Source organism: Streptomyces sp. WZ-12 (genome assembly GCF_028898845.1).
Taxonomy (GTDB): Bacteria; Actinomycetota; Actinomycetes; order Streptomycetales; family Streptomycetaceae; genus Streptomyces.
Genome location: NZ_CP118574.1, coordinates 7510995 through 7531033 on the forward strand (window position 1 = coordinate 7510995; position 20039 = coordinate 7531033).

Consider the following 20039-nt stretch of genomic DNA (forward strand, 5'->3'; position numbering starts at 1 on the left):
TGTCCGGGAAGCCCTTGACGGGGCGCTCCTCGGCTTGGATTCTGTTGCGCATCGCGAGATGTGATGCGCGATTCACAACGATGTCATGATACCGATCAGCGTGAGGGGGGCCAGATGTTTGCCGTCTGCCGCATCGAGGAACTGCCGGTCGGCGAGTCCGTCCGGATCGAGATCGACGCCACCACACCCGCCATCGCCGTCTTCCACACCGAGGACGGGCTCTACGCCGTCGACGACCTCTGCAGCCACCAGGACGCCTCGCTCTCCGAGGGCTGGATCGAGGGCTGCTACGTCGAATGCCCGCTGCACGCCGCGCTGTTCGACCTGCGCACCGGCGCGCCGACCTGCCTGCCCGCCCGCCGCCCCGTCCGCACCCACGAGGTCGACGTCCTGGACGGGATGATCCACGTCCGACCCGCGGTGCGCGAGGAGGCGGTGGCCTGACCGCCGGAGCGGCCGGCCGCCCGGACCGTCAGGCCGCCGCGCGGTCCGTCCGCCCGCTCTCCTCCGCCGGCCGCCCGCGCCCCCTGCGCCGCGCCTCCCGGCGCTCCCGCCGCAACTCCCGGGCGGTGCTGCTCGGTTCGGACCGCACCCCGAACCGCTGGACCCAGACCTGACGGGTCACCCAGACGTCCAGCACCGCCCAGGTGGCGACGATCGTGCTGGTGACCGTGGCCAGCACCGCGGGGAACGCGAACCACGACCGCGCGAGCGTGCACAGAAAGGCCACCATGGCCAGGATCAGGGTGACCGCCACGATGATGACGGCCCGCACCGCCGCCGTGCGCACCGGGTCGGCCATCCGCCGCCGGGTCGCCGGCTCCTCCTGCCACAAGGGACGCCGGTCGCCGCCCATCGCGTCACACTCCCCGCACTCGCCCGGGCCCCGTCCCGGCCTGCCCGACTCCTCGGTGGCTGCCCGGATTTCATCGGATACATGCCACACCGGTCGGCCCGCTGTCCACCCCAGGATCCCTCACCTCCGCCACACAGTGGGGCGCGCGAACGCATCCGGGAGCGACCGGGCCGACCGAGCGCCCGGGTGGCCGTGGACACACTCGACGCCCGCCCGTCCGGGCATCGCCGGACAACTCGTGACGTTCCCGCCCCGCCCGTCGCCCCCGCCGCTCCGCCGGGCCTACGGATCGGCCCCCCGAGAGTAGTAGGCTCGCGCCGCTGTTGACGGAACACCACCCCCGCGCACGCCGGGGTTGACGTAGGGGAGGCCATGCGCTTTCGCGGGAGGTCGGTCCGCCGGAAGATCGTGGCGCTGTTGCTCGTGCCGCTGGTTTCCCTGACGGCGATGTGGGGCGTGACGACCTATGTCACCGGACGGCAGGCCAACGAACTCCTCGACGTCGGCAACGTCGTGCGGGGCCTCGGCTACCCGGTCGAGGACGTCATCCAGGCCCTCCAGCGCGAGCGCCGCCAGGGCCTGCTCTACCTCGCCGACCGCCGCGGCGCCAACGCGCTGACCGAGCTCCGCAACCAGGCCCGCGCCACCGACGACGCGGTGACCCGCCTGCACGACGACGTGGACGTCCAGGACGTCCGCTCGGACCTCTCCGGCGAGGCCGCGAACCGCGTCGACGCGCTCGTCAAGGGCCTGGACGGCCTGGAGGCCCTGCGCACCCAGGTCGAGGAGAACCGGCTCAGCCGCACCGAGGCCATGGAGTCCTACGACACCCTGGTCGACCCCGGCTACGACCTGCTCGCCGCCCTCCACGCCCTGGAGAACGTCGAGATGGACAAGCAGGGCCGCGCGCTGGTCAACGTCACCCGCGCCCGCGAGGCGCTCTCCCGCGAGGACGCCCTGATGTCCGCGATCCTCGCCTCCGGCAGCATCACCAAGCGCGACCAGCGCGACCTCATCGACCGGATCGCCGAGCGCCGCATCCTCTACAGCACCAACCTCTCGCTGCTGCCGGCCAACGACCGCAACATCTACGAGGATTACTGGCACTCCGCCGCCACCCGCGAACTCATCTCCTACGAGAACCGGGTGGTCTCCGCCGACCCCGCGACCGCCGCGCACGCGGTCGACGCCGACCGCTGGAACACCGCCGCGGAGAAGGTCCTCGGCGACCTCGGCCAGATGGGCCGGGACGCCGGCGACCGCTACCAGGAGCGGGTCGCGCCGATCGCCACCCGGATCGTGGTCAAGGCCGTCGCCACCGGCGTCCTCGGCTTCCTCGCCCTGCTCGTCTCGGTCGTCGTCTCGCTGCGCATCGGCCGCCGGCACGTCCGCGACCTGACCAGGCTCCGCAAGACCGCGCACGAGGTCTCCGGGGTCCGACTGCCCAGCGTGATGCGCCGGTTGGCGGCCGGCGAGCGGGTCGACGTGGAAACCGAGGCGCCCCGGCTGGAGTTCGGCCCGGAGGAGACCGGCCAGGTGGGCCAGGCGCTCAACACCCTCCAACGGGCCGCCGTCGAGGCCGCCGTCAAACAGGCCGACATGCGCCGCGGCGTCTCCGAGGTGTTCGTCAACCTCGCCCGCCGCAGCCAGGTCCTGCTGCACCGCCAACTGACCCTCCTGGACGCCATGGAGCGGCGCACCGAGGACACCGACGAACTCGCCGACCTGTTCCGGCTCGACCACCTGACGACCCGCATGCGGCGGCACGCCGAGGGCCTGGTCATCCTCTCCGGCGCCGCCCCCTCCCGGCAGTGGCGCAAGCCGGTCCAGCTCATGGACGTGGTGCGGGCGGCGGTCGCCGAGGTCGAGGACTACGAGCGGATCGAGGTCCGCCGGCTGCCGCGGCTCGCGGTGGACGGCCCCGCGGTCTCCGACCTGACCCACCTGATCGCCGAACTCCTGGAGAACGCCACCGTGTTCTCCCCGCCGCACACCCCCGTCCAGGTACACGGCGAGCGGGTCTCCAACGGCTACGCCCTGGAGATCCACGACCGCGGCCTGGGCATGGCGCCCGAGCAACTGCTGGACGCCAATCTCCGGCTCGCCGAGACCCCGGAGTTCCAGCTCTCCGACACCGACCGGCTCGGCCTGTTCGTGGTCAGCCGGCTCGCCCAGCGGCAGGGCGTGCGGGTCTCCCTCCAGCCCTCGCCGTACGGCGGCACCACCGCCGTGGTCCTCGTCCCCGGCGCGCTGCTCACCGAGACCGGTGAGGGCACCCGCGAGATCGCCCCGGAGACCGCCGGGGCCAAGCCCGCGCCGGAGGAGGACGCCGGCGATCCGCTCGCCCAGGTACCGGTGCCGCTGCCGCGCCGCAACCGTCGGGGCGAGCTCGACGGCCCGGCCGAACCGCAGGCGCCGCTACCGGAGATCGGCCGGGACGCGGCGGACGCCGACCGGGAGGGCACCGCGTCCCGCGCCCGGGCCCGCGGCCGCGGGAGCCGGGGGCCGTCCGGCGCCCCGCGCCGCCCGCGCGCCCTCCCCAAGCCGTCCCCCGTCCCGTCCGGCGAGCAGCACCAACAGGCCGGCGACCAGACGCCGTCCGGCGGCCTCACCCCGCTGCCGCGCCGCCCCCGCCCGCCGGTCCTGGTCTCCGACCACGGCCGTACCGTGGACGATGCCCGGGCCCAGGACGACGCCGGGTCCTCGGGCGGCGACGCCCGGACGCCGGACGAACCGGGCGGAACGGAAGGCCCGTTGGAGCCCGCGAAGCCGTCGGCCGGCGAGCGGCCCGACACCGAGCCGCCGGCCGCCACGCCCAAGGGCCTGCCCCGTCGGGTCCGGCAGGCCAGCCTCGCCCCCCAGCTCAAGACCGACCCGACCGCCGAACCCCCGGCGGAGCGGCCGGCCGCACCGGCCGACGACGACCGGGACGCCGCGGCGGTCCGGACCCGGATGGCCTCGCTCCAGCGCGGCTGGCAGCGCGGCCGCCGGGAGAACGACGAGGGCCCGCACGCCCCCACACCCCCGGACCCGGGCGCCGAGGACGGCGTCACCGGGGGCGCAACCGCACCACGAACCACATCGGGAGAGGACGGTCCATGACCGCACCGAAGGCATCCGCTTCCACCGCAGTCTCGCCGCACGGATCCGGGGAGTTGAACTGGCTCCTGGACGAGCTGGTCGAGCGGGTCGGCAGCATCCGCAAGGCGCTGGTCCTCTCCAGCGACGGCCTGGCCACCGGCGCCTCCAAGGACCTCACCCGCGAGGACAGCGAGCACCTGGCCGCGGTCGCCTCCGGCTTCCACAGCCTCGCCAAGGGCGTCGGCCGGCACTTCGACGCCGGGCAGGTCCGCCAGACCATGGTCGAGCTGGACGACGCGTTCCTGTTCGTCAGCGCGGCCGGCGACGGCAGTTGCCTGGCGGTGCTCGCCGACGCCGACTCCGACGTCGGGCTGATCGCCTACGAGATGACCCTGCTCGTCAAGCGCGTGGGCACACACCTGGGCACCGCGCCCCGGTCCTGACCGGCCGGCCGAGTACGACTACGGTGACGCCATGACCGATCAGGAGGACGCGCCGACGCCGGAACGGCATCCGGCCCGGTGGTTCGACGACGACGCGGGCCCCGTCGTCCGCCCGTACGCGATGACGCGCGGGCGCACCCGCACCGACGCCGAGGGGCGGTTGGACCTGATCGCGCTGGTCATCGCGGAGAGCCGGGCCGAGGAGACGATCGTCGACCAGACGCTCTCCCCGGAGCACGTGGACATCGTCGAGCTGTGCCGGGAGACACCGCAGTCGGTCGCCGAGCTGGCGGCCGAGTTCGACCTGCCGCTCGGCGTGGTCCGGGTCCTCATCGGCGATCTGCTGGACGCCGGGCTGGTGCACGTCACCCGCCCGGTGCCGCCGGCCGAGCTGCCGGACGAGCAGGTGCTGCGCGAGGTCATCGACGGCCTGCGCGCGCTCTAGGGCCCGTCCGAGGGGCCAGGGCCGGCCCGGCCCGGAAGCCAACTCCCGCCGCCCGCCCGATACCTGAGGGCGGGCGGCCCCGTATCCGACCCAGGAGCCGCCGTCATGGCCGACGCCACCCCCTTCGAGCGCCCGCGGATCACCGTCGGGCCGCACACCTTCGACGCGCTGGCCTGCGGCCCGGCCGACGGCGAGCTCGTCCTGCTGCTGCACGGCTGGCCCGAGTTCGCCGACTCCTTCAGCGCGCTGCTGCCCGCCCTCGGCGCTGCCGGCTACCGCGCCCTCGCCGTCGACCAGCGCGGCTACTCGCCGGCCGCCCGCCCGCCGCGGATCGCCGACTACGCCGTCCCCGAACTCGTCGCGGACGCCCTCGCGTTCGCCGACGCCCAGGGCGCCGACCGCTTCCACCTCGTCGGCCACGACTGGGGCGGCCTGGTCGCCTGGGCGCTGGCCGGCGCCCACCCCGAACGGCTGGCGTCGCTGACCGTGCTCGCCACCCCGCACCCCGAGGCGCTGAACCGCGCCGCCGCCGGCGACCCCGAACAGCACCACCGGCTGGACTACGTCCGCTTCTTCCGCCGCGACGACGGCGCCGCGGAGTCCGCCCTGCTCGCCGACGCGGCGGCCCGGCTGCGCGCCGTCTACGGCGGCAAGGTGCCGGCGGAGCTGATCGAGGCCAACGTCCGGCGGCTGTCCGAACCGGGCGCGCTGACCGCGACGTTGAACTGGTACCGCGCCCCCGAGGCGGTGATCTCCGTCCCCGCCGGGCGGATCGCCGCGCCCACCCTCTTCCTGTGGGGCAGCGGGGACGTCGCCCTGGGGCGGCGCGCCGCCGAGTCGACGGGGGAGTGGGTGGACGGCCCGTACCGCTTCGAGGCCCTGGAGGGCGTCAGCCACTGGCTGCCCGAGGAGGTCCCCGCGCTCCTCGCGCCCACGATCCTCGACCACCTCGCCGTCAATCAACGAGGCTGAACCACCCGCAGGACGGCCCCCTTTGATGCGGTTGGCGGCCTTGGCCCGGTGGCCGGAACCGGTCCGAGCACACCTCAAGTGGGCGTCGTACGGCCGACGTTGTACGGTGCACTGGCGGACCGCCCTCGGCGGCCGCCCGGCATCCGGGCCGCCTCGTGCTGCCCCGGTGCCCCACGGTCCACCGCATCCCCGGCACGTCAGGAGAAGGAATCCCATGGTCTTCGGGCGTGCTGAGCGCCGTCGCCGGTCTGCCCCGGCCGAGCCGGTGACGCTCAAGATCCTCGTCGCCGGCGGTTTCGGCGTCGGCAAGACCACCCTGGTGGGCGCGGTCAGCGAGATCCGGCCGCTGCGGACCGAGGAGCATCTGACCGAGGCCGGCCGGCCGGTCGACGACCTGCACGGCGTCGAGGCCAAGTCCACCACCACCGTGGCGATGGACTTCGGCCGGATCACCGTCCACGACGCCCTGGTCCTCTACCTCTTCGGCACCCCCGGCCAGGACCGCTTCTGGTTCCTGTGGGACGAGTTGGCCCGCGGCGCGCTCGGCGCGGTGGTGCTCGCCGACACCCGCCGCCTGGAGGACAGCTTCGCCGCCATCGACTACTTCGAGCGCCGCGGCCTGCCCTTCGTCGTCGCCGTGAACTGCTTCGACGGCGCTGACCGCTACCCCGCCGAGTCCGTCCGGGACGCCCTCGACCTCGACCCCGGGGTGCCGGTGCTGCTCTGCGACGCCCGGGTCCAGGGCTCCGCGCGGGACGTGCTGGTCGCCGTCGTCGAGCACGCGATGCAGCGCAGCGCCCAGCAGCCGGAGCCCGCGCTTCCCTGACGGGGCGCGGAAGTACGGCCCGTACCCCGCCGCCCGGGGCACGGGCCGTACGCTTCTCGGCCGGCGCATCGGCGCGCCGGGTCGGGGCCGGATCGGGACCGCGCCTCAGGACCCCGGACCAGGGTGCCGGTTCAGGGCGCCGGATCGGGCTCCGGAGCGCCGTCCGGGGTCAGCCAACCCAGGCTCCGCGCCACCGCCCGGCGCCAGTTGGCGTACTCCCGCTCCCGGGCCGCCGCCTCCAGACGCGGCGTCCACTCGGCGTCCGGTTGCCAATGGGACCGCAGCTCGTCCAGGTCCTGCCACACCCCGGTCGCCAGTCCGGCCGCGTACGCGGCGCCCAGGCAGGTCGTCTCCGCGACCACCGGGCGGATCACCGGCACCCCCAGCACATCGGCCTGATGCTGCATCAGCAGCCCGTTGGCGGTCATCCCGCCGTCCGCCTTCAGCCGGGTGATCGGCACCCCCGCGTCCTGGACCATCGCGTCCACCACCTCGCGGGTCTGCCAACTGGTCGCCTCCAACACCGCCCGCGCCAGATGGGCCTTGGTGACGTAGCCGGTCAGCCCGGTGATCACCCCGCGGGCGTCGGCGCGCCAGTACGGCGCGAACAGGCCGGAGAACGCCGGGACGACATAGGCGCCGCCGTTGTCCGGGACGCTCGCCGCCAGCGGCTCGATGTCGGCCGCCGACGCGATCAGCCCGAGCTGGTCGCGGAACCACTGCACCAGCGCGCCCGTGACGGCGATCGAGCCCTCCAGGCAGTAGACGGGCCGCTCCCCGCCGAGCCGGTAGCCCACCGTCGTCAGCAGCCCGTTCTTCGACCGGACCGGACGGTCGCCGGTGTTCAGCAGCAGGAACGAGCCGGTGCCGTAGGTGTTCTTGGCCTCGCCGACGCCGTAGCACGCCTGCCCGAAGACCGCCGCCTGCTGGTCGCCCAGCGCCGACGCCACCGGCACGCCGGCCAGTTGACCCACCGCCGTCCCGTACACCTCGGCCGACGACCGGATCTCCGGCAGCACCGCCTCCGGTATCCGCATCGCCGACAGGAGCGCCGGGTCCCACTGGAGGGTGGTCAGGTCCATCAGCATCGTGCGGCTGGCGTTGGTCACGTCCGTGACGTGCACCCCGCCCTCGGTGCCGCCGGTCAGGTTCCAGATCAGCCAGGAGTCGATGGTGCCGAACGCGATCTCGCCGCGCTCGGCGCGGGCCCGCAGCCCCGGTACCGCGTCCAGCAGCCAGGCCGCCTTCGGCCCGGAGAAGTAGCTCGCCAGCGGCAGCCCGGTGGTCTCGCGGAAGCGGTCCTGACCCTCCGCGCCGCCCAGTTCGACGCAGAGCCGGTCGGTGCGGGTGTCCTGCCAGACCACGGCGTGGTGGACCGGTTCGCCGGTGGCCCGGTCCCACAACACCGTGGTCTCCCGCTGGTTGGTGATGCCCAGCGCGCTCAACTGGTCGGCCCGCAGGCCCGCCTTGGCCAGCGCGCCCGCCACCACGTCCTGCACCTTCGCCCAGATCTCGCCGGCGTCGTGCTCCACCCAGCCGGGCCGGGGGAAGATCTGCCGGTGCTCGCGCTGGTCGACGGCGACCACCGCGCCGGAGCGGTCGAAGACGATGCAGCGGCTGGACGTGGTGCCCTGGTCGATCGCGGCGACGTAGCTGCCGTCCGCCGCGCCCCGCCGGCTCCTCGACGGAGCGGTGTGCTGGCTGGTCATCGGTCATGCCTCCCGACGTGCTGGCTGGTCCCGGCCCGATCCCGCGGCCCGCCCCGGCCGGCGGCCCGGGCGCACCCCGTCCGCCGTCAGAACACCGCCGCGTACACCAGCCCCGACAGCGCCGCCCCGATCAGCGGCCCGGCCACCGGGACCCAGGCGTAACCCCAGTCCGACGAGCCCTTGTTGGGGATCGGCAGCAGCGCGTGCGCGAGCCGGGGGCCGAGGTCGCGGGCGGGATTGACGGCGTACCCGGTGGGCCCGCCCAGGGACAGCCCGATGCCGACCGCGAGCAACGCCACCAGCAGCACATTGATCCCGGAGCCGTGGACGCCCACCCGTGCCCCCGGCACCTGGCCGACGACGTCCCCGTTGGCGTACATGGCGGCTCCTTCGCCCTTGCCCGGGGCGGGCCCCGGTCCTCCGTGCAGGGTGCGTGCCATGCCTGGGCGCGGCGGATGCCCGCGGGCATCCGGCGACCGGCAACCGGAAGTGTTCTCCGCGGGTGGGGGAGCGTCAAGGTCGTGCGCCGCTCCCGGTTTCCGCACCGCTGCCCGCGCCCGCCCGGTCCGCCGCCTCCGCCGGTGCCGGCACCCGCGCGTCCGCCCCGCGCCGCACCTCGGTGCGCTCGGCGCCGGGGCGCCCCACCACCCAGCTCGCGCCCGGCAGTTCCTTGGCGGCCTTCTTCAACGGCGCCAGCGCGGCCGCCGCCGCCCCGTGGCCGGTGACGCTGCCCGGCGGGCAGACCACCGTCGCCAGCGACAGCGTCACCGGCATCGTGCCCGCCGCCCAGGCCACGTCCAACAGCGCCGCGGCGAACGGCTCCAGCCCGTCCGACTCGGCCAGCACCAGGAAGTCGTCCCCGCCGATGTGCCCCACCCGGCTGGCCGGCTCCGCCGCCGCCACCTCCGCCAGCGTCCGGCCCACCGCCCGGATCAGCTCATCGCCCGCCGCGAACCCCGCCCCGTCGTTGACCTGCTTGAACCCGTCCACGTCCAGCCAACTCAGCGCGAACTCCCGCCCCTCGGCGATCCGCCGGTCCACCTCGCCGTTGACCGCGTCCGAACCAGGCAGCCGGGTCAGCGGGTTGAGCCGGGCCGCCTCCTCCACCCGGCTCTCGGCCAGCGCCCGCAGGATGTCGGCGAGGTGCACCACTCCGATGCACCGGCCGCGCTCGTCCACCACCGCCACGTCGTCCCCGGTACGGGCCCGCTCCCCGTCCGCGATCACATCCAGCACCTGCCAGGCGGTGGCGTCCACCCCGACCGTCCGCGGCCGGTCCGCCAGCCGCAGCGCCGGCCGGTCCGCGTACAGCGCGTGCCCGTAACGCCCGGACAGCGACAGCAGGAAGCGGTCCCGGTGGATCGCCCGCACCGGCACCCCGTCCGCGTCCACCAGCAGCACCCCCGACACCTCGGGTGAGCCGGTCAGATGGTTGCGCACCGCGTCCGCCGACGCCGACATCGGCAGCAGCGCCGCCGGTTGCAGGAACTGCGCCACCGGCGGGCCGGACGGCGGGCGGTACGGCGCCGGCCGGCCGCCCGCCGGCGACGGCTGCGGGACCGGCAGGTACACCTCCGCCGTCGCCCGCCGCGACGGCGGCGCGAACAGGTGCCCCTGCGCCAACTGCACCCCGGCCTCCCGCACCGCCGCGTACTGCCGCTCGGTCTCCACCCCCTCGATCGCCAGCAGCCCGCCCACCCGCTCGCACAGTTGCCGCATCGCGGCCACCGCCGCCTGCCGCCCCGCATCGCGCTCCAGCCGCACGCACAGCGAACGGTCCAACTTGACCAGATCCGGCGCTAGTTCGCCAAGCAGCCGGAGCGGCAGATCGCCGTCCCCGACGCCGTCCGCGCAGATCCGGTACCCCTCGTCCCGCAGCCCCGCCACCGCCGCCCGCAGCTCCCGCTCGGGCACCTCGGTGAACGGGCCGACCAGATCCAGGGTGATCTCCCCGGGCCGACGCCCCACGTCCCGCACCGCCTTGCCCAGCGGCATCAGCTCCGGCCGCTGCGCGACCGTCCCGGCGCACACGTTGACGTGCAGCGGCAGCAGCGTCTCCTGCTCCGCCGCGGCCCGGACGGCGAGCGCGGCCACCTCGGCGTCCAGATCGGGGGCGCGTCTCGCACAGGTCAACACGTCGACGTCGCCGTCCTCATGGCGGGCGAGCGGCTCCAGCGCGGCGACCGAGCCGGTCGCGAGGTTCACCACGGGCTGGAAGGCGAAGCGGAGCTGGTCGGTCCAGGCAGGCACGAGCAGCAGGATGCCGCCCCACGAGCACCCGTGGCGCCTCGTTCACGCACTGTTCACGCACCCTTCCGGAGCGGGTGGCGGCGGGTGGCAACGGGCGTCGCGGCAGCGGACTTTGACGTGGCGTCACCTCATCGGTGCCGGGTCAGCGAACTCCGCGCGATCGGGAAGTCGAAATAGGTGTCAGGAAAGGTCTCCGGCGTGAAGGTGTAGTGCCACCACTCGGGCGCGTAATTGACGAATCCGGCCCTTTCCAACCCCGCCTTCAGGAACAACCGGTTCGCCCGCTGCTTTCCCCGAATCCGCGGATCGAGGGTGTGCGCGAGGGTGTCGAAGCAGTCGAAGCCGGTCCCCATGTCCAGCGAATTGTCCGGGAAACGGACCGCCTTCGGGGCGAAGCACGAGGACAGCGGCTCCCCGGGCACATACGGCCGGGTCGGCAGCGCCGGCAGCGGCACCAGCGTCAGATCGACCGTACTGCCCCTGCTGTGCCCGGACTTCTCAGCGATATATCCGTCCCGGAACAGCACCGACTTGTCCACCCGCGGATAGAACTCCGCCTTCATCCGCTGGTCGGAAAGGTCCTTCGCCCACGCCACGAAGCGGTTCACCGCCCGCTGCGGGCGATAGCAGTCATACACCTTCAGGGAATAGCCGCGACGCAGGAAGGAGAGCTGCGCGCGGTGCAGCGCCCGTGCCGCGTCCCGGGTCAGGATGCACATCGGCTCGCGGTATCCCGTCGCCGGCACGCCCAGGAAATCGTGCGGGGTGGCGTACCGGATCTCCTGGATGATCGTGGGGTCGACGTCGCGCAGCGCCACGAACTCCGGCGGCGCCTTGGGGTCATGGGCCAGCGCGCCGGCCCCGGCGCGCCGTGACGACGGCGGTACGCCCCCGCTGCCCGCCTCGGCGCTCGACGGGACGGCGACCACGGTCAACAGGGCGGCGGCAGCGGCGGCCAGGCCGCGCCGCGTAGCAGCAAGTCTCGGCATGCCCCTCCTCTACCAGGCGCGGCGGGCACGAGGGAAGCCATCTGCCCCGCCTTCCCAACGGGCCCGCCCCACCGCCCCGTTACCCGTCCCCCTCCCCGGCCAGCCCCCGCACCCGCACCGGATACCCCACCGGCCCCCCGTCCCGCCGCTCCACGACCACCCTGCCGCCCGCCAGCCGCGTGCTGAACCGCGCCACCTCCGGCCGCCGCCAGCCGTCCCCGCAGTCCGGCACCACCAACCCCGCGCCCGGCCGCCCGGCCACCGGTGCCCACACCTCCAGCTCCGTCCCGCCGTCCGCGCCCGCCACCGGCACCACCGAACCGGCCCGCGCCAGCACCGGAATACGGGACAGCGGCGCCGCCACCCACACCCGGCCCGGCCCGTCGTACGCCCGCCCGGTGGCGGTGTCGTACCACCGGCCGCGCGGCAGCCGCACTACCCGCCGCACCGCCCCCGCCTCCAACACCGGCGCCACCAACAGCGCGTCCCCCAACAGGAACGCGTCCTCACACTCCCGCAACGCCCGGTCCCGCGGCGCGTTCCACCACACCGGGCGCACATACGGCGCCCCCGACAGCCGCGCCAACTGCCCCAGCGTCACGAAGTACGGCAGCAACCGCTCCCGCTCCCGCAGCGCCGCCGCCGCGTGCTCCGCCACCTCCGCCCCGTACTCCCACGGCTCCCGCCGCCCCGCCCACAACGCCGAGTGCGTCCGGAACAGCGGGAGGTACGCGCCCAGTTGGAACCACCGCAGATACAGCTCCGGCGACGGCACCCCCGAGAAACCGCCCACGTCGGGCCCGCTGTACGGCACCCCGCACAACCCCAGCCCCAACACCAGCGCCAACGACGCCCGCAGCCCCGGCCACCCGGTCGCCACGTCCCCCGACCAGGTGCCCCCGTACCGCTGCAACCCCGCCCACCCCGACCGGGAGAACAGGAACGGCCGCTCCCCGGGGCGCAGTTCACACAGCCCCTCGAAGGCGGCCTGGGCCATCGCCAACCCGTAGACGTTGTGCGCCTCCCGGTGGTCACCGCCCCGCCCCTCCAGGTCGTGCCGCGCCGACCGGGGCAGCGTCGCCTCCCCGAACGCCGCGAACGACACCGGCTCGTTCATGTCGTGCCAGAACCCCGCGAACCCCTGCGCCAACCGCTCCGCGTACAGCGCACCCCACCACTTGCGCACCCGCGAGTCGGTGAAGTCCGGATACACCGACTCGCCCGGCCACACCACCCCCCGCACCACCCGCCCCCGCGCGTCCCGCACGAAGGCGTCCACCGCCGCCCCGCCGTCGTACACCGCGTTCCCCGGCTCCGCCTTCACCGCCGGATCCACGATCGACACCAGGCGAACGCCCTGCTCCCGCAACTCCCCGGCCAGCCCCGGAAGATCGGGGAACCGCTCCCGGTCCACGGTGAACACCCGATGGCCGTCGTAGTGGTCGATGTCCAGATGGACCGCAGACAGCGGCAACCCCCGCTCCCGATAGCCGGCCACCACCCGCCGCACCTCGTCCGCCCCGCCGAACCCCCACCGGGCGTGCTGATACCCCAGCGCCCAACGGGGCGGCAGCGCCGGCGCACCCGTCAGCGCCGTCCACCCCTGGAGCACCCGGGCCGGCGTCCCCGCCAACACCCAATAGCGCAACGGCCCGCCGTCCACCCGCACTTCACAGGTGCCCGGCCGGTCATGCCCGGAACCGGCGCCCTCCGCGCCCTCGCGCAGCGTCACCCGGCCGTCCCAGGAGTTGTCGTGGAACACCAGGTGCGTCCCCGCGTCGGCCACCACCAACTGCACCGGCATCGCCAGATACAGCGGATCGTCCTGCGGTCCGAACGCGCCGCCCGGATCGGTGTTCCACAGCCGGTAGACCCCGTCCCGCAGCCGCGGGCCGCCGGCCCGGCCGCCCAGCCCGAAGAACCGCGCATCCGCCGCCACCTCCGACCGCTGCACCCACCGCGACCCGGCCGCCCCCTCGGCCCCGGTTTCCTCGACCACGGCCCCCTCCGCACCGTCCCCGGACGCCTCCGCCCGGTCCCACCAGCGCGGCGGCAACTCCCGCCGCAGCATCGCCCCGCCCGGCGTCCGCACCTCCACCGCACCGAACCGCGACACCACCACCAGCACCCGCTCCGAGACGACCCGCCAGCCGCCCTCCGTGTCCGGCTCCAGCACCGCCCGCGGATCCACCCCCGGACACGCCCCGGCCAGCGCGTACGACGGCTCGGGACAGGCCCCGTCCCACCCGCAGAACACCGCACCGCCCACCGCGACCCGCACCCGCAGCGACGACCGCGCGAAGCGGATCACGCCGCCACCGGGCAGCGGCTCCGCCCCGTGGGCCGTCCCCGGCACCCGCGCCCGCTCCGCACCCCGCCGCGGCAACGCCCGCGCGTCCGCTCTGCTCCGGCGCCACGCCGCACGCACGGCCCGCAGCCCCTGCGCCGGCCCGACCGCCCTGACCATCCGTACCGACCGCACCAGCTCACGCCCGTTCATGCCGGTCAGCCTGCCATCGACCGCTCCGCGCGGGGGAATCGTTCAACTGTCGTTCACCTGACCACGGCCAACCGGCCACACCCCGCCCGCACCACATCCCCGAACGCCCGCCCCACCCCGGGGGCGACCCCGCCAGCGGCGAATGTGACCAGCCCACCCTGGTGCCCGACCCGATCACATGGCATCGTCCCAACAAGCCGATCACGCGCACCACCGGGCGACCCCCACCACGGCGCGCGACCGACGCCCACGACGCGTAACCGCCAGGAGCCGCATCATGACCACCGCACCGCACTCCGCCGCCCAGCCGACACCGGAACCCCTCTGGCAGCCCGGCCCGGACCGGATCGCCGGTGCACAGGTCACCCGCTTCCACGCCTGGGCCGCCACCCACCACGGCGCCCCCGCGCCCACCCCCGGCGACCCCGCGGCCAGTTACGCCGCCCTGCACCGCTGGTCCGTCGACCAACTCCCCACCTTCTGGGGGGCCGTGGCCGAATGGTTCGACGTCCGCTTCGCCACCCCCTACGACACCGTCCTCGCCGACCGCACCATGCCCGGCGCCCGCTGGTTCCCCGGCGCCACCCTCAACTACGCCGAACACGCCCTGCGCGCCGCCGAGGACCCCGCCCGCGCCGACACCCCCGCCCTCCTCCACGTCGACGAGCGCCAGGAGCCCGCCCCCCTCACCTGGGCCGAACTCCGCACCCAGGTCGGCTCGCTGGCCGCCGCCCTCCGCCGCCTCGGCGTCCGCCCCGGCGACCGCGTCAGCGGCTACCTCCCCAACATCCCCGAGGCCGTCGTCGCCCTCCTCGCCACCGCCGCGGTCGGCGCCGTGTGGACCTCCTGCGCCCCCGACTTCGGCGCCCGCAGCGTCCTGGACCGCTTCCAACAGGTCGAGCCCGTCGTCCTGTTCACCGTCGACGGCTACCGCTACGGCGGCAAGGAACACGACCGCCGCGACACCGTCGCCGAACTCCGCGCCGAACTCCCCACCGTGCGCGCCACCGTCCACGTCCCGCTGCTCGGCACCCCCGCCCCCGAAGGCGCCCTGAACTGGTCCGACCTGACCACGGACGACACCCAACCGGTCTTCGAACAGGTCCCCTTCGACCACCCGCTGTGGGTCCTGTACTCCTCCGGCACCACCGGCCTCCCCAAGGCCATCGTCCAGTCCCAGGGCGGCATCCTCCTCGAACACCTCAAGCAGGCCGGCCTGCACTGCGACCTCGGCCCCGACGACCGCTTCTTCTGGTACACCTCCACCGGCTGGATGATGTGGAACTTCCTGGTCGGCGGCCTGCTGGTCGGATCCACGATCGTCCTCTACGACGGCAGCCCCGGCCACCCCGACGTCGCCGCCCAATGGCAGGTCGCCGCCGCCACCCGCGCCACCGTCTTCGGCACCTCCGCCGCCTACGTCATGGCCTGCCGCAAGGCCGGCCTGCACCCGGCCCGCGACCTCGACCTGTCCACCGTCACCTGCGTCGCCACCACCGGCTCCCCGCTCCCGCCCGACGGCTTCCGCTGGCTGCACGACACCTTCGCCGAAGCCGGCACCGACCTGTGGACCGCCTCCGTCAGCGGCGGCACCGACGTGTGCAGTTGCTTCGCCGGCGCCGTCCCCACCCTCCCTGTCCACATCGGCGAACTCCAGGCCGCCTGCCTGGGCACCGACCTCCAGGCATGGGACCCCCAGGGCAAGCCCGTCGTCGACGAGGTCGGCGAACTCGTCGTCACCAACCCCATGCCGTCCATGCCCACCCGCTTCTGGAACGACCCCGACGGCACCCGCTACCACGACAGTTACTTCGACTTGTACCCCGGCGTCTGGCGGCACGGCGACTGGATCACCCTCACCTCCCGGGGCAGCGTCATCATCCACGGCCGCTCCGACTCCACCCTCAACCGCCAGGGCGTCCGGATGGGCTCCGCCGACATCTACGAGGTCGTCGAGCGCCTCCCCGAGATCCGCGAATCCCTCGTCATCGGCCTCGAACTCCCCGACGGCGGCTACTGGATGCCGCTCTTCGTCCACCTCGCCCCCGGCGCCACCCTGGACGACGCCCTGCGCGACCGCATCAAGCGCACCATCCGCGAACAGCTCTCCCCCCGCCACGTCCCCGACGAGATCATCGAGGCCCCCGGCGTCCCGCACACCCTCACCGGCAAGCGCATCGAGGTCCCGATCAAGCGCCTCCTCGCCGGCACCCCCCTCGAAAAGGCCGTCAACCCCGGCTCCGTCGACGACCTCGAACTCCTCCGCTTCTACGAGCGGATCGCCGCCGACCGCGCCACCTGACCGCGCCCCGGCGCCGGCGGCCCCAACGCCCCGGCGCCGGACCGCCGTTGTCAGTCCCCCCGATTACTCTCGGTGACGAGGTCGTGCCGACGACCCACACCGACCGTGCACGCACACCCCGCCGTGCACCCACCAAGGGGGACACCATGACACCCACCACCCGACCCACGCCCCACCCCGCCGACCACCCGCTGCGCCGCGAACTCCCCAGCACCGCAGCCGTCCTGGCCGACGCCCGCGCCTTCGCCGCCATGCGCCGCTACCGCACCTTCCCGTTCGACGACCACCGCGGCTACCTCCGCCAGTTGGAGACCCTGCTGCGCACCCTCGCCGCCCAGGGCGTGCACACCACCCTCTGCCTCTTCGACCCGGCCGCCTACGCCCGCTACTGCGCCGACCACGGCCTCGACCCCGACGACCCCGGCAGCCGCAGCCGCTACACCGCCGCCGTCGCCTGCACCGGCGCCACCGTCCCCTACGACGGCGCCCCGCTCGACCACCTCCTGCCGTTACTCACCGAGGAGGCCGCCCGCCAGGCGTCCTGGGACCGCGCCACCGCCCTCCTGGCCCGCGCCGGCCGCTGCACCACCTGCGGCCAGGACCTCGCCCACGCCGCCTTCACCCGCGCCACCACCGCCCTCCAACACCTCCTGACGGCCCTGGGGGAGGGCACCCACCACCTCGTCTGCACCCTCCCCGACACCACCGGCCCCCTCCGCGCCTACCTCCAGGTGACCACCGCCCCGCCCGGCCGCCCGCCCCAACTCCCCGAATCCGAAACGCTCGTCTTCTGCACCGTCCTCGCCGCCGCCCTGGCCCGCCCCGACACCGGCGCCCTCGTCTGCCGCACCACCCCCGTCACCGACACCCCCACCGGCGACCCCACCGCCCCCGCCACCGTCCGCGGCTGGCGCCTGCGCGACGCCTGGCCCGACCCCATCACCGCCGCCGAGATCTTCGACGCCTACTGCACCGACCCCGAAACCGACGAACCCATCCCGCCCGAGCCCGGCGTCGACCACGCCCCCGGCCTGCCCCTCCCACCCCCACCCGCCCCGCACTGCCACCCCTGACCCGGCCGGGCCCGCACACACGAAACGGCCGCCCCGCCACCCAGGCGGGACGGCCGTCCCACAACACCTCACACGGCGCCGCGCGCCGCCCGGATCACTCCCCGGAGAGCACCGCCTGCGCGGCCGCCCGGGCATCCGCCGCGGTGTCCGCGGCCCGCGCCGCGGCCGCCGCCCGCTCGCACTGCGCCAGCGTGTGCTTGGCCAGCGTCGCCCGCACATACGGAAGCGACGCCGCACCCATCGACAAGCTGGTCACCCCGAGCCCCGTCAACACGCACGCCAACAACGGATCGGAGGCCGCCTCACCGCACACCCCACAGCTCTTGCCCTCGGCCTTCGCCGCCTCGGCCGAGGCCGCCACGAGGTCCAACAGCGCCGGCTGCCACGGGTCCTGAAGCCGCGACACCGCGCCCACCTGACGGTCCGCCGCAAAGGTGTACTGCGCCAGGTCGTTGGTGCCCAGCGACAGGAACTCCACCTCCTGCAGGATCGACCGGGCCCGCAGCGCCGCCGACGGAATCTCCACCATCGCGCCGAACTTCGCCTGGAGCCCGGCCTCCCGGCAGGCATCCGCGAACGCCTTCGCATCGATCCGGTCCGCCACCATCGGCGCCATGACCTCAAGGTAGACCGGCAGCCCCTCGGCGGCCTTCGCCAGCGCCGAAAGCTGCGTCCGCAGCACCTCGGGGTGGTCCAGCAGCGTCCGCAGCCCCCGCACGCCCAGCGCCGGGTTCGGCTCGTCCGCCGGCGTCAGGAAGTTCAGCGGCTTGTCCGCCCCGGCATCCAGCACGCGGACCACCACGCGCCCCTCCGGGAACGCCGCCAGCACCTGCCGGTACGCCTCGACCTGCTTCTCCTCCGACGGCGCCCGCTCGCTGTCATCCAGGAACAGGAACTCCGTGCGGAACAGCCCGACGCCCTCCGCGCCGGCCTCCACCGCCGCCGGCACGTCCGCCGGCCCGCCGACGTTCGCCAACAGCGGCACCTTGTGCCCGTCGGACGTCGCACCCGGACCGGACGACGCCGCCAGCGCCGCCTTCCGCGCCTCGGCGGCCTGCGTCAGCTCGGCCCGCTTCTCCGCACTGGGATCGACGAAGACCTCACCGGTGCTGCCGTCCACCGCGATCACGGTGCCCTCGACGAGCTCACCCGCACCCGGCATCGCCACCACGGCCGGCACCCCCAGCGCCCGCGCGAGAATCGCGCTGTGGCTGGTCGGCCCGCCCTCCTCGGTCACGAAACCGAGCACCAGCGCCGGGTCCAACAGCGCGGTGTCCGCCGGCGCCAGGTCCCGCGCGATCAGCACATACGGCTCGTCGCTGTCCGGCACGCCCGGCATCGGCACGCCCAACAGCCGCGCCACGATGCGGTTGCGCACGTCATCGAGGTCGGCCACCCGCCCCGCCAGGTACTCGCCCGCCCCGGCCAGCAGCGCCCGGTACGCGGCGAACGCGTCGTACACCGCCCGCTCGGCCGTGCTGCCCACGACGATCCGCCGCTCGACATCGGCCATCAGCTCGGGGTCCTGCGCCATCATGGCCTGGGCCTCCAGCACGTGCTGGGCCTCGCCACCGGCCAGGTTGCCCCGCGCGATCAGGTCGGCAGCCACAGCTTCCACGGCCTGACGGGCGCGCCCCTGCTCACGCTCCGCCTCCTCCGCCGGAATCTGCTTGGCCGGCGGCTCCAGCACCGGCGTGCCCATGTGCCGCACCTCGCCGATGGCCACGCCGTGGCTCACCCCGACGCCCCGCAGCGTTGTCTCCATGTCACCCGTCTCCGGTTTTGCGGCGGGCCCGGCCGCCGCGGTGGATGTCGTACCTGCCGCCTCGCAACGGCACCCGGCTGCTACTGCCAGGAGAAGAGCGCGTCGCCCGCCTTGATCTCGCCGTCCTCGCGTACCTCGCCGAGCGAGTCCGCGGTGGCCTCCAGCGCGACGACCGGGCACACCGGCGACTTGCCGGCCTCCTCGACCGCGGCCGGGTTCCAACGCACGACAGCCTGCCCGCGGGTCACGGTGTCGCCCTTGTTCACCAGCAGCTCGAAGCCCTCGCCGTTGAGCTGCACGGTGTCAATACCAAGGTGCGTCAGCACGCCGTGCCCCTCGCCGTCCACGACGACGAACGCATGCGGGTGCAGCGAAACAATGACGCCGTCCACGGGCGAAACCGCCTCCGACGGCTCACGCACGGGGTCGATGGCGGTACCGGGACCCACCATCGCGCCGGAGAAGACCGGGTCCGGCACTGCCGCCAGCCCGATGGCGCGTCCTGCAAGAGGGGACGTCACGGTGGTCATGGGAAACCTCCCAGGGGTGAAGATTCATGAGGCCGCCGCCACTGCCTGTCCCGGGCGGCGCACCGTTGAGAAGCGTAAGTCATAAGAACTGACGGTTCCGCATGACAGAGCCCGGTTGATGCCCGCGGCAACCCCACCGGTGCCTCCGCGGTCACGCGGAATCGATTTGCCTCGCCCACACCGCCCCTGTAATGTCTGGGCCCTGCCCCGGACAGCCAGGAAGCGCTTCGGCGTAACCGACTGAGTGGGCAGCACTCCTCAGAGTCATGATCCTGATTCCCGAATCATGCGCTTCTGC

At 74.3% G+C, this 20039-nt stretch carries 15 protein-coding genes and 1 pseudogene; 8 read left to right on the forward strand and 8 right to left on the reverse strand.

Annotated features, from left to right (window positions below):
* Positions 1–114 precede the first annotated feature (114 nt).
* Positions 115–444 carry a bifunctional 3-phenylpropionate/cinnamic acid dioxygenase ferredoxin subunit gene (locus PV796_RS32825; protein WP_274917323.1) on the forward strand — a complete coding sequence of 110 codons (330 nt, stop codon included), beginning with the start codon at positions 115–117 and terminating at the stop codon, positions 442–444.
* A gap of 28 nt (positions 445–472) precedes the next feature.
* Here the strand turns inward: PV796_RS32825 and PV796_RS32830 are convergent, their stop codons facing one another.
* On the reverse strand, positions 473–970 hold the full coding sequence (locus PV796_RS32830) for a hypothetical protein (protein ID WP_376568962.1): 498 nt from the start codon (positions 968–970) through the stop codon (positions 473–475).
* Positions 971–1228: 258 nt separating this feature from the next.
* On the opposite strand from PV796_RS32830, the gene PV796_RS32835 reads away from it, so the two are divergent.
* The 5 genes from PV796_RS32835 (at position 1229) to PV796_RS32855 (ending at position 6623) form a co-directional block, all read left to right on the forward strand.
* Positions 1229–3958 carry a sensor histidine kinase gene (locus PV796_RS32835; RefSeq protein ID WP_274917324.1) on the forward strand — a complete coding sequence of 910 codons (2730 nt, stop codon included), beginning with the start codon at positions 1229–1231 and terminating at the stop codon, positions 3956–3958.
* Positions 3955–4380: a roadblock/LC7 domain-containing protein gene (locus PV796_RS32840; RefSeq protein ID WP_274917326.1), complete on the forward strand. Its 426-nt coding sequence runs from the start codon at positions 3955–3957 to the stop codon at positions 4378–4380. Before PV796_RS32835 ends, PV796_RS32840 begins: the two co-directional genes overlap by 4 nt.
* 31 nt (positions 4381–4411) lie before the next feature.
* Positions 4412–4825 carry a DUF742 domain-containing protein gene (locus PV796_RS32845; protein WP_274917327.1) on the forward strand — a complete coding sequence of 138 codons (414 nt, stop codon included), beginning with the start codon at positions 4412–4414 and terminating at the stop codon, positions 4823–4825.
* A gap of 105 nt (positions 4826–4930) precedes the next feature.
* Positions 4931–5797: an alpha/beta fold hydrolase gene (locus PV796_RS32850; protein ID WP_274917329.1), complete on the forward strand. Its 867-nt coding sequence runs from the start codon at positions 4931–4933 to the stop codon at positions 5795–5797.
* A 214-nt stretch (positions 5798–6011) separates the two neighbouring features.
* Entirely contained in the window at positions 6012–6623 is a 612-nt protein-coding gene (locus PV796_RS32855) for a GTP-binding protein (protein ID WP_274917330.1), read from the forward strand.
* A gap of 131 nt (positions 6624–6754) precedes the next feature.
* On the opposite strand, the gene glpK is transcribed toward PV796_RS32855, so the two are convergent.
* From glpK to PV796_RS32880, 5 genes and pseudogenes are all read right to left on the reverse strand, one after another.
* Entirely contained in the window at positions 6755–8332 is a 1578-nt protein-coding gene (gene glpK, locus PV796_RS32860; RefSeq protein WP_274917331.1) for a glycerol kinase GlpK, read from the reverse strand.
* 86 nt (positions 8333–8418) lie between these two features.
* Positions 8419–8691 (reverse strand): annotated as a pseudogene (locus PV796_RS32865) (aquaporin); the annotation flags it as partial.
* A gap of 154 nt (positions 8692–8845) precedes the next feature.
* Complete coding sequence (locus tag PV796_RS32870; RefSeq protein ID WP_274917332.1) at positions 8846–10582, reverse strand: bifunctional diguanylate cyclase/phosphodiesterase; 1737 nt, start codon at positions 10580–10582, stop codon at positions 8846–8848.
* Positions 10583–10710: 128 nt separating this feature from the next.
* On the reverse strand, positions 10711–11571 hold the full coding sequence (locus tag PV796_RS32875) for a M15 family metallopeptidase (RefSeq protein ID WP_274917333.1): 861 nt from the start codon (positions 11569–11571) through the stop codon (positions 10711–10713).
* A gap of 79 nt (positions 11572–11650) precedes the next feature.
* Positions 11651–14071, reverse strand: a complete 2421-nt coding sequence (locus tag PV796_RS32880; protein ID WP_274917334.1) for a glycoside hydrolase family 31 protein — start codon at positions 14069–14071, stop codon at positions 11651–11653.
* Positions 14072–14348: 277 nt separating this feature from the next.
* Between PV796_RS32880 and PV796_RS32885 the strand changes: the two genes are divergently transcribed.
* On the forward strand, positions 14349–16373 hold the full coding sequence (locus PV796_RS32885) for an acetoacetate--CoA ligase (RefSeq protein ID WP_274917335.1): 2025 nt from the start codon (positions 14349–14351) through the stop codon (positions 16371–16373).
* A gap of 146 nt (positions 16374–16519) precedes the next feature.
* A complete protein-coding gene (locus tag PV796_RS32890; protein WP_274917336.1) occupies positions 16520–17446 on the forward strand; it encodes a hypothetical protein in 927 nt (308 codons plus the stop codon).
* A 94-nt stretch (positions 17447–17540) separates the two neighbouring features.
* Here the strand turns inward: PV796_RS32890 and ptsP are convergent, their stop codons facing one another.
* Together ptsP and PV796_RS32900 are read right to left on the reverse strand one after the other, a co-directional pair.
* Positions 17541–19211, reverse strand: a complete 1671-nt coding sequence (gene ptsP, locus PV796_RS32895) for a phosphoenolpyruvate--protein phosphotransferase (protein ID WP_274917338.1) — start codon at positions 19209–19211, stop codon at positions 17541–17543.
* Between the two features lie 80 nt (positions 19212–19291).
* The gene (locus tag PV796_RS32900) at positions 19292–19741 is read right to left on the reverse strand and encodes a PTS sugar transporter subunit IIA (protein ID WP_274917340.1); all 450 of its coding nucleotides are present in this window, start codon (positions 19739–19741) and stop codon (positions 19292–19294) included.
* Between the last annotated feature and the right edge of the window lie 298 nt (positions 19742–20039).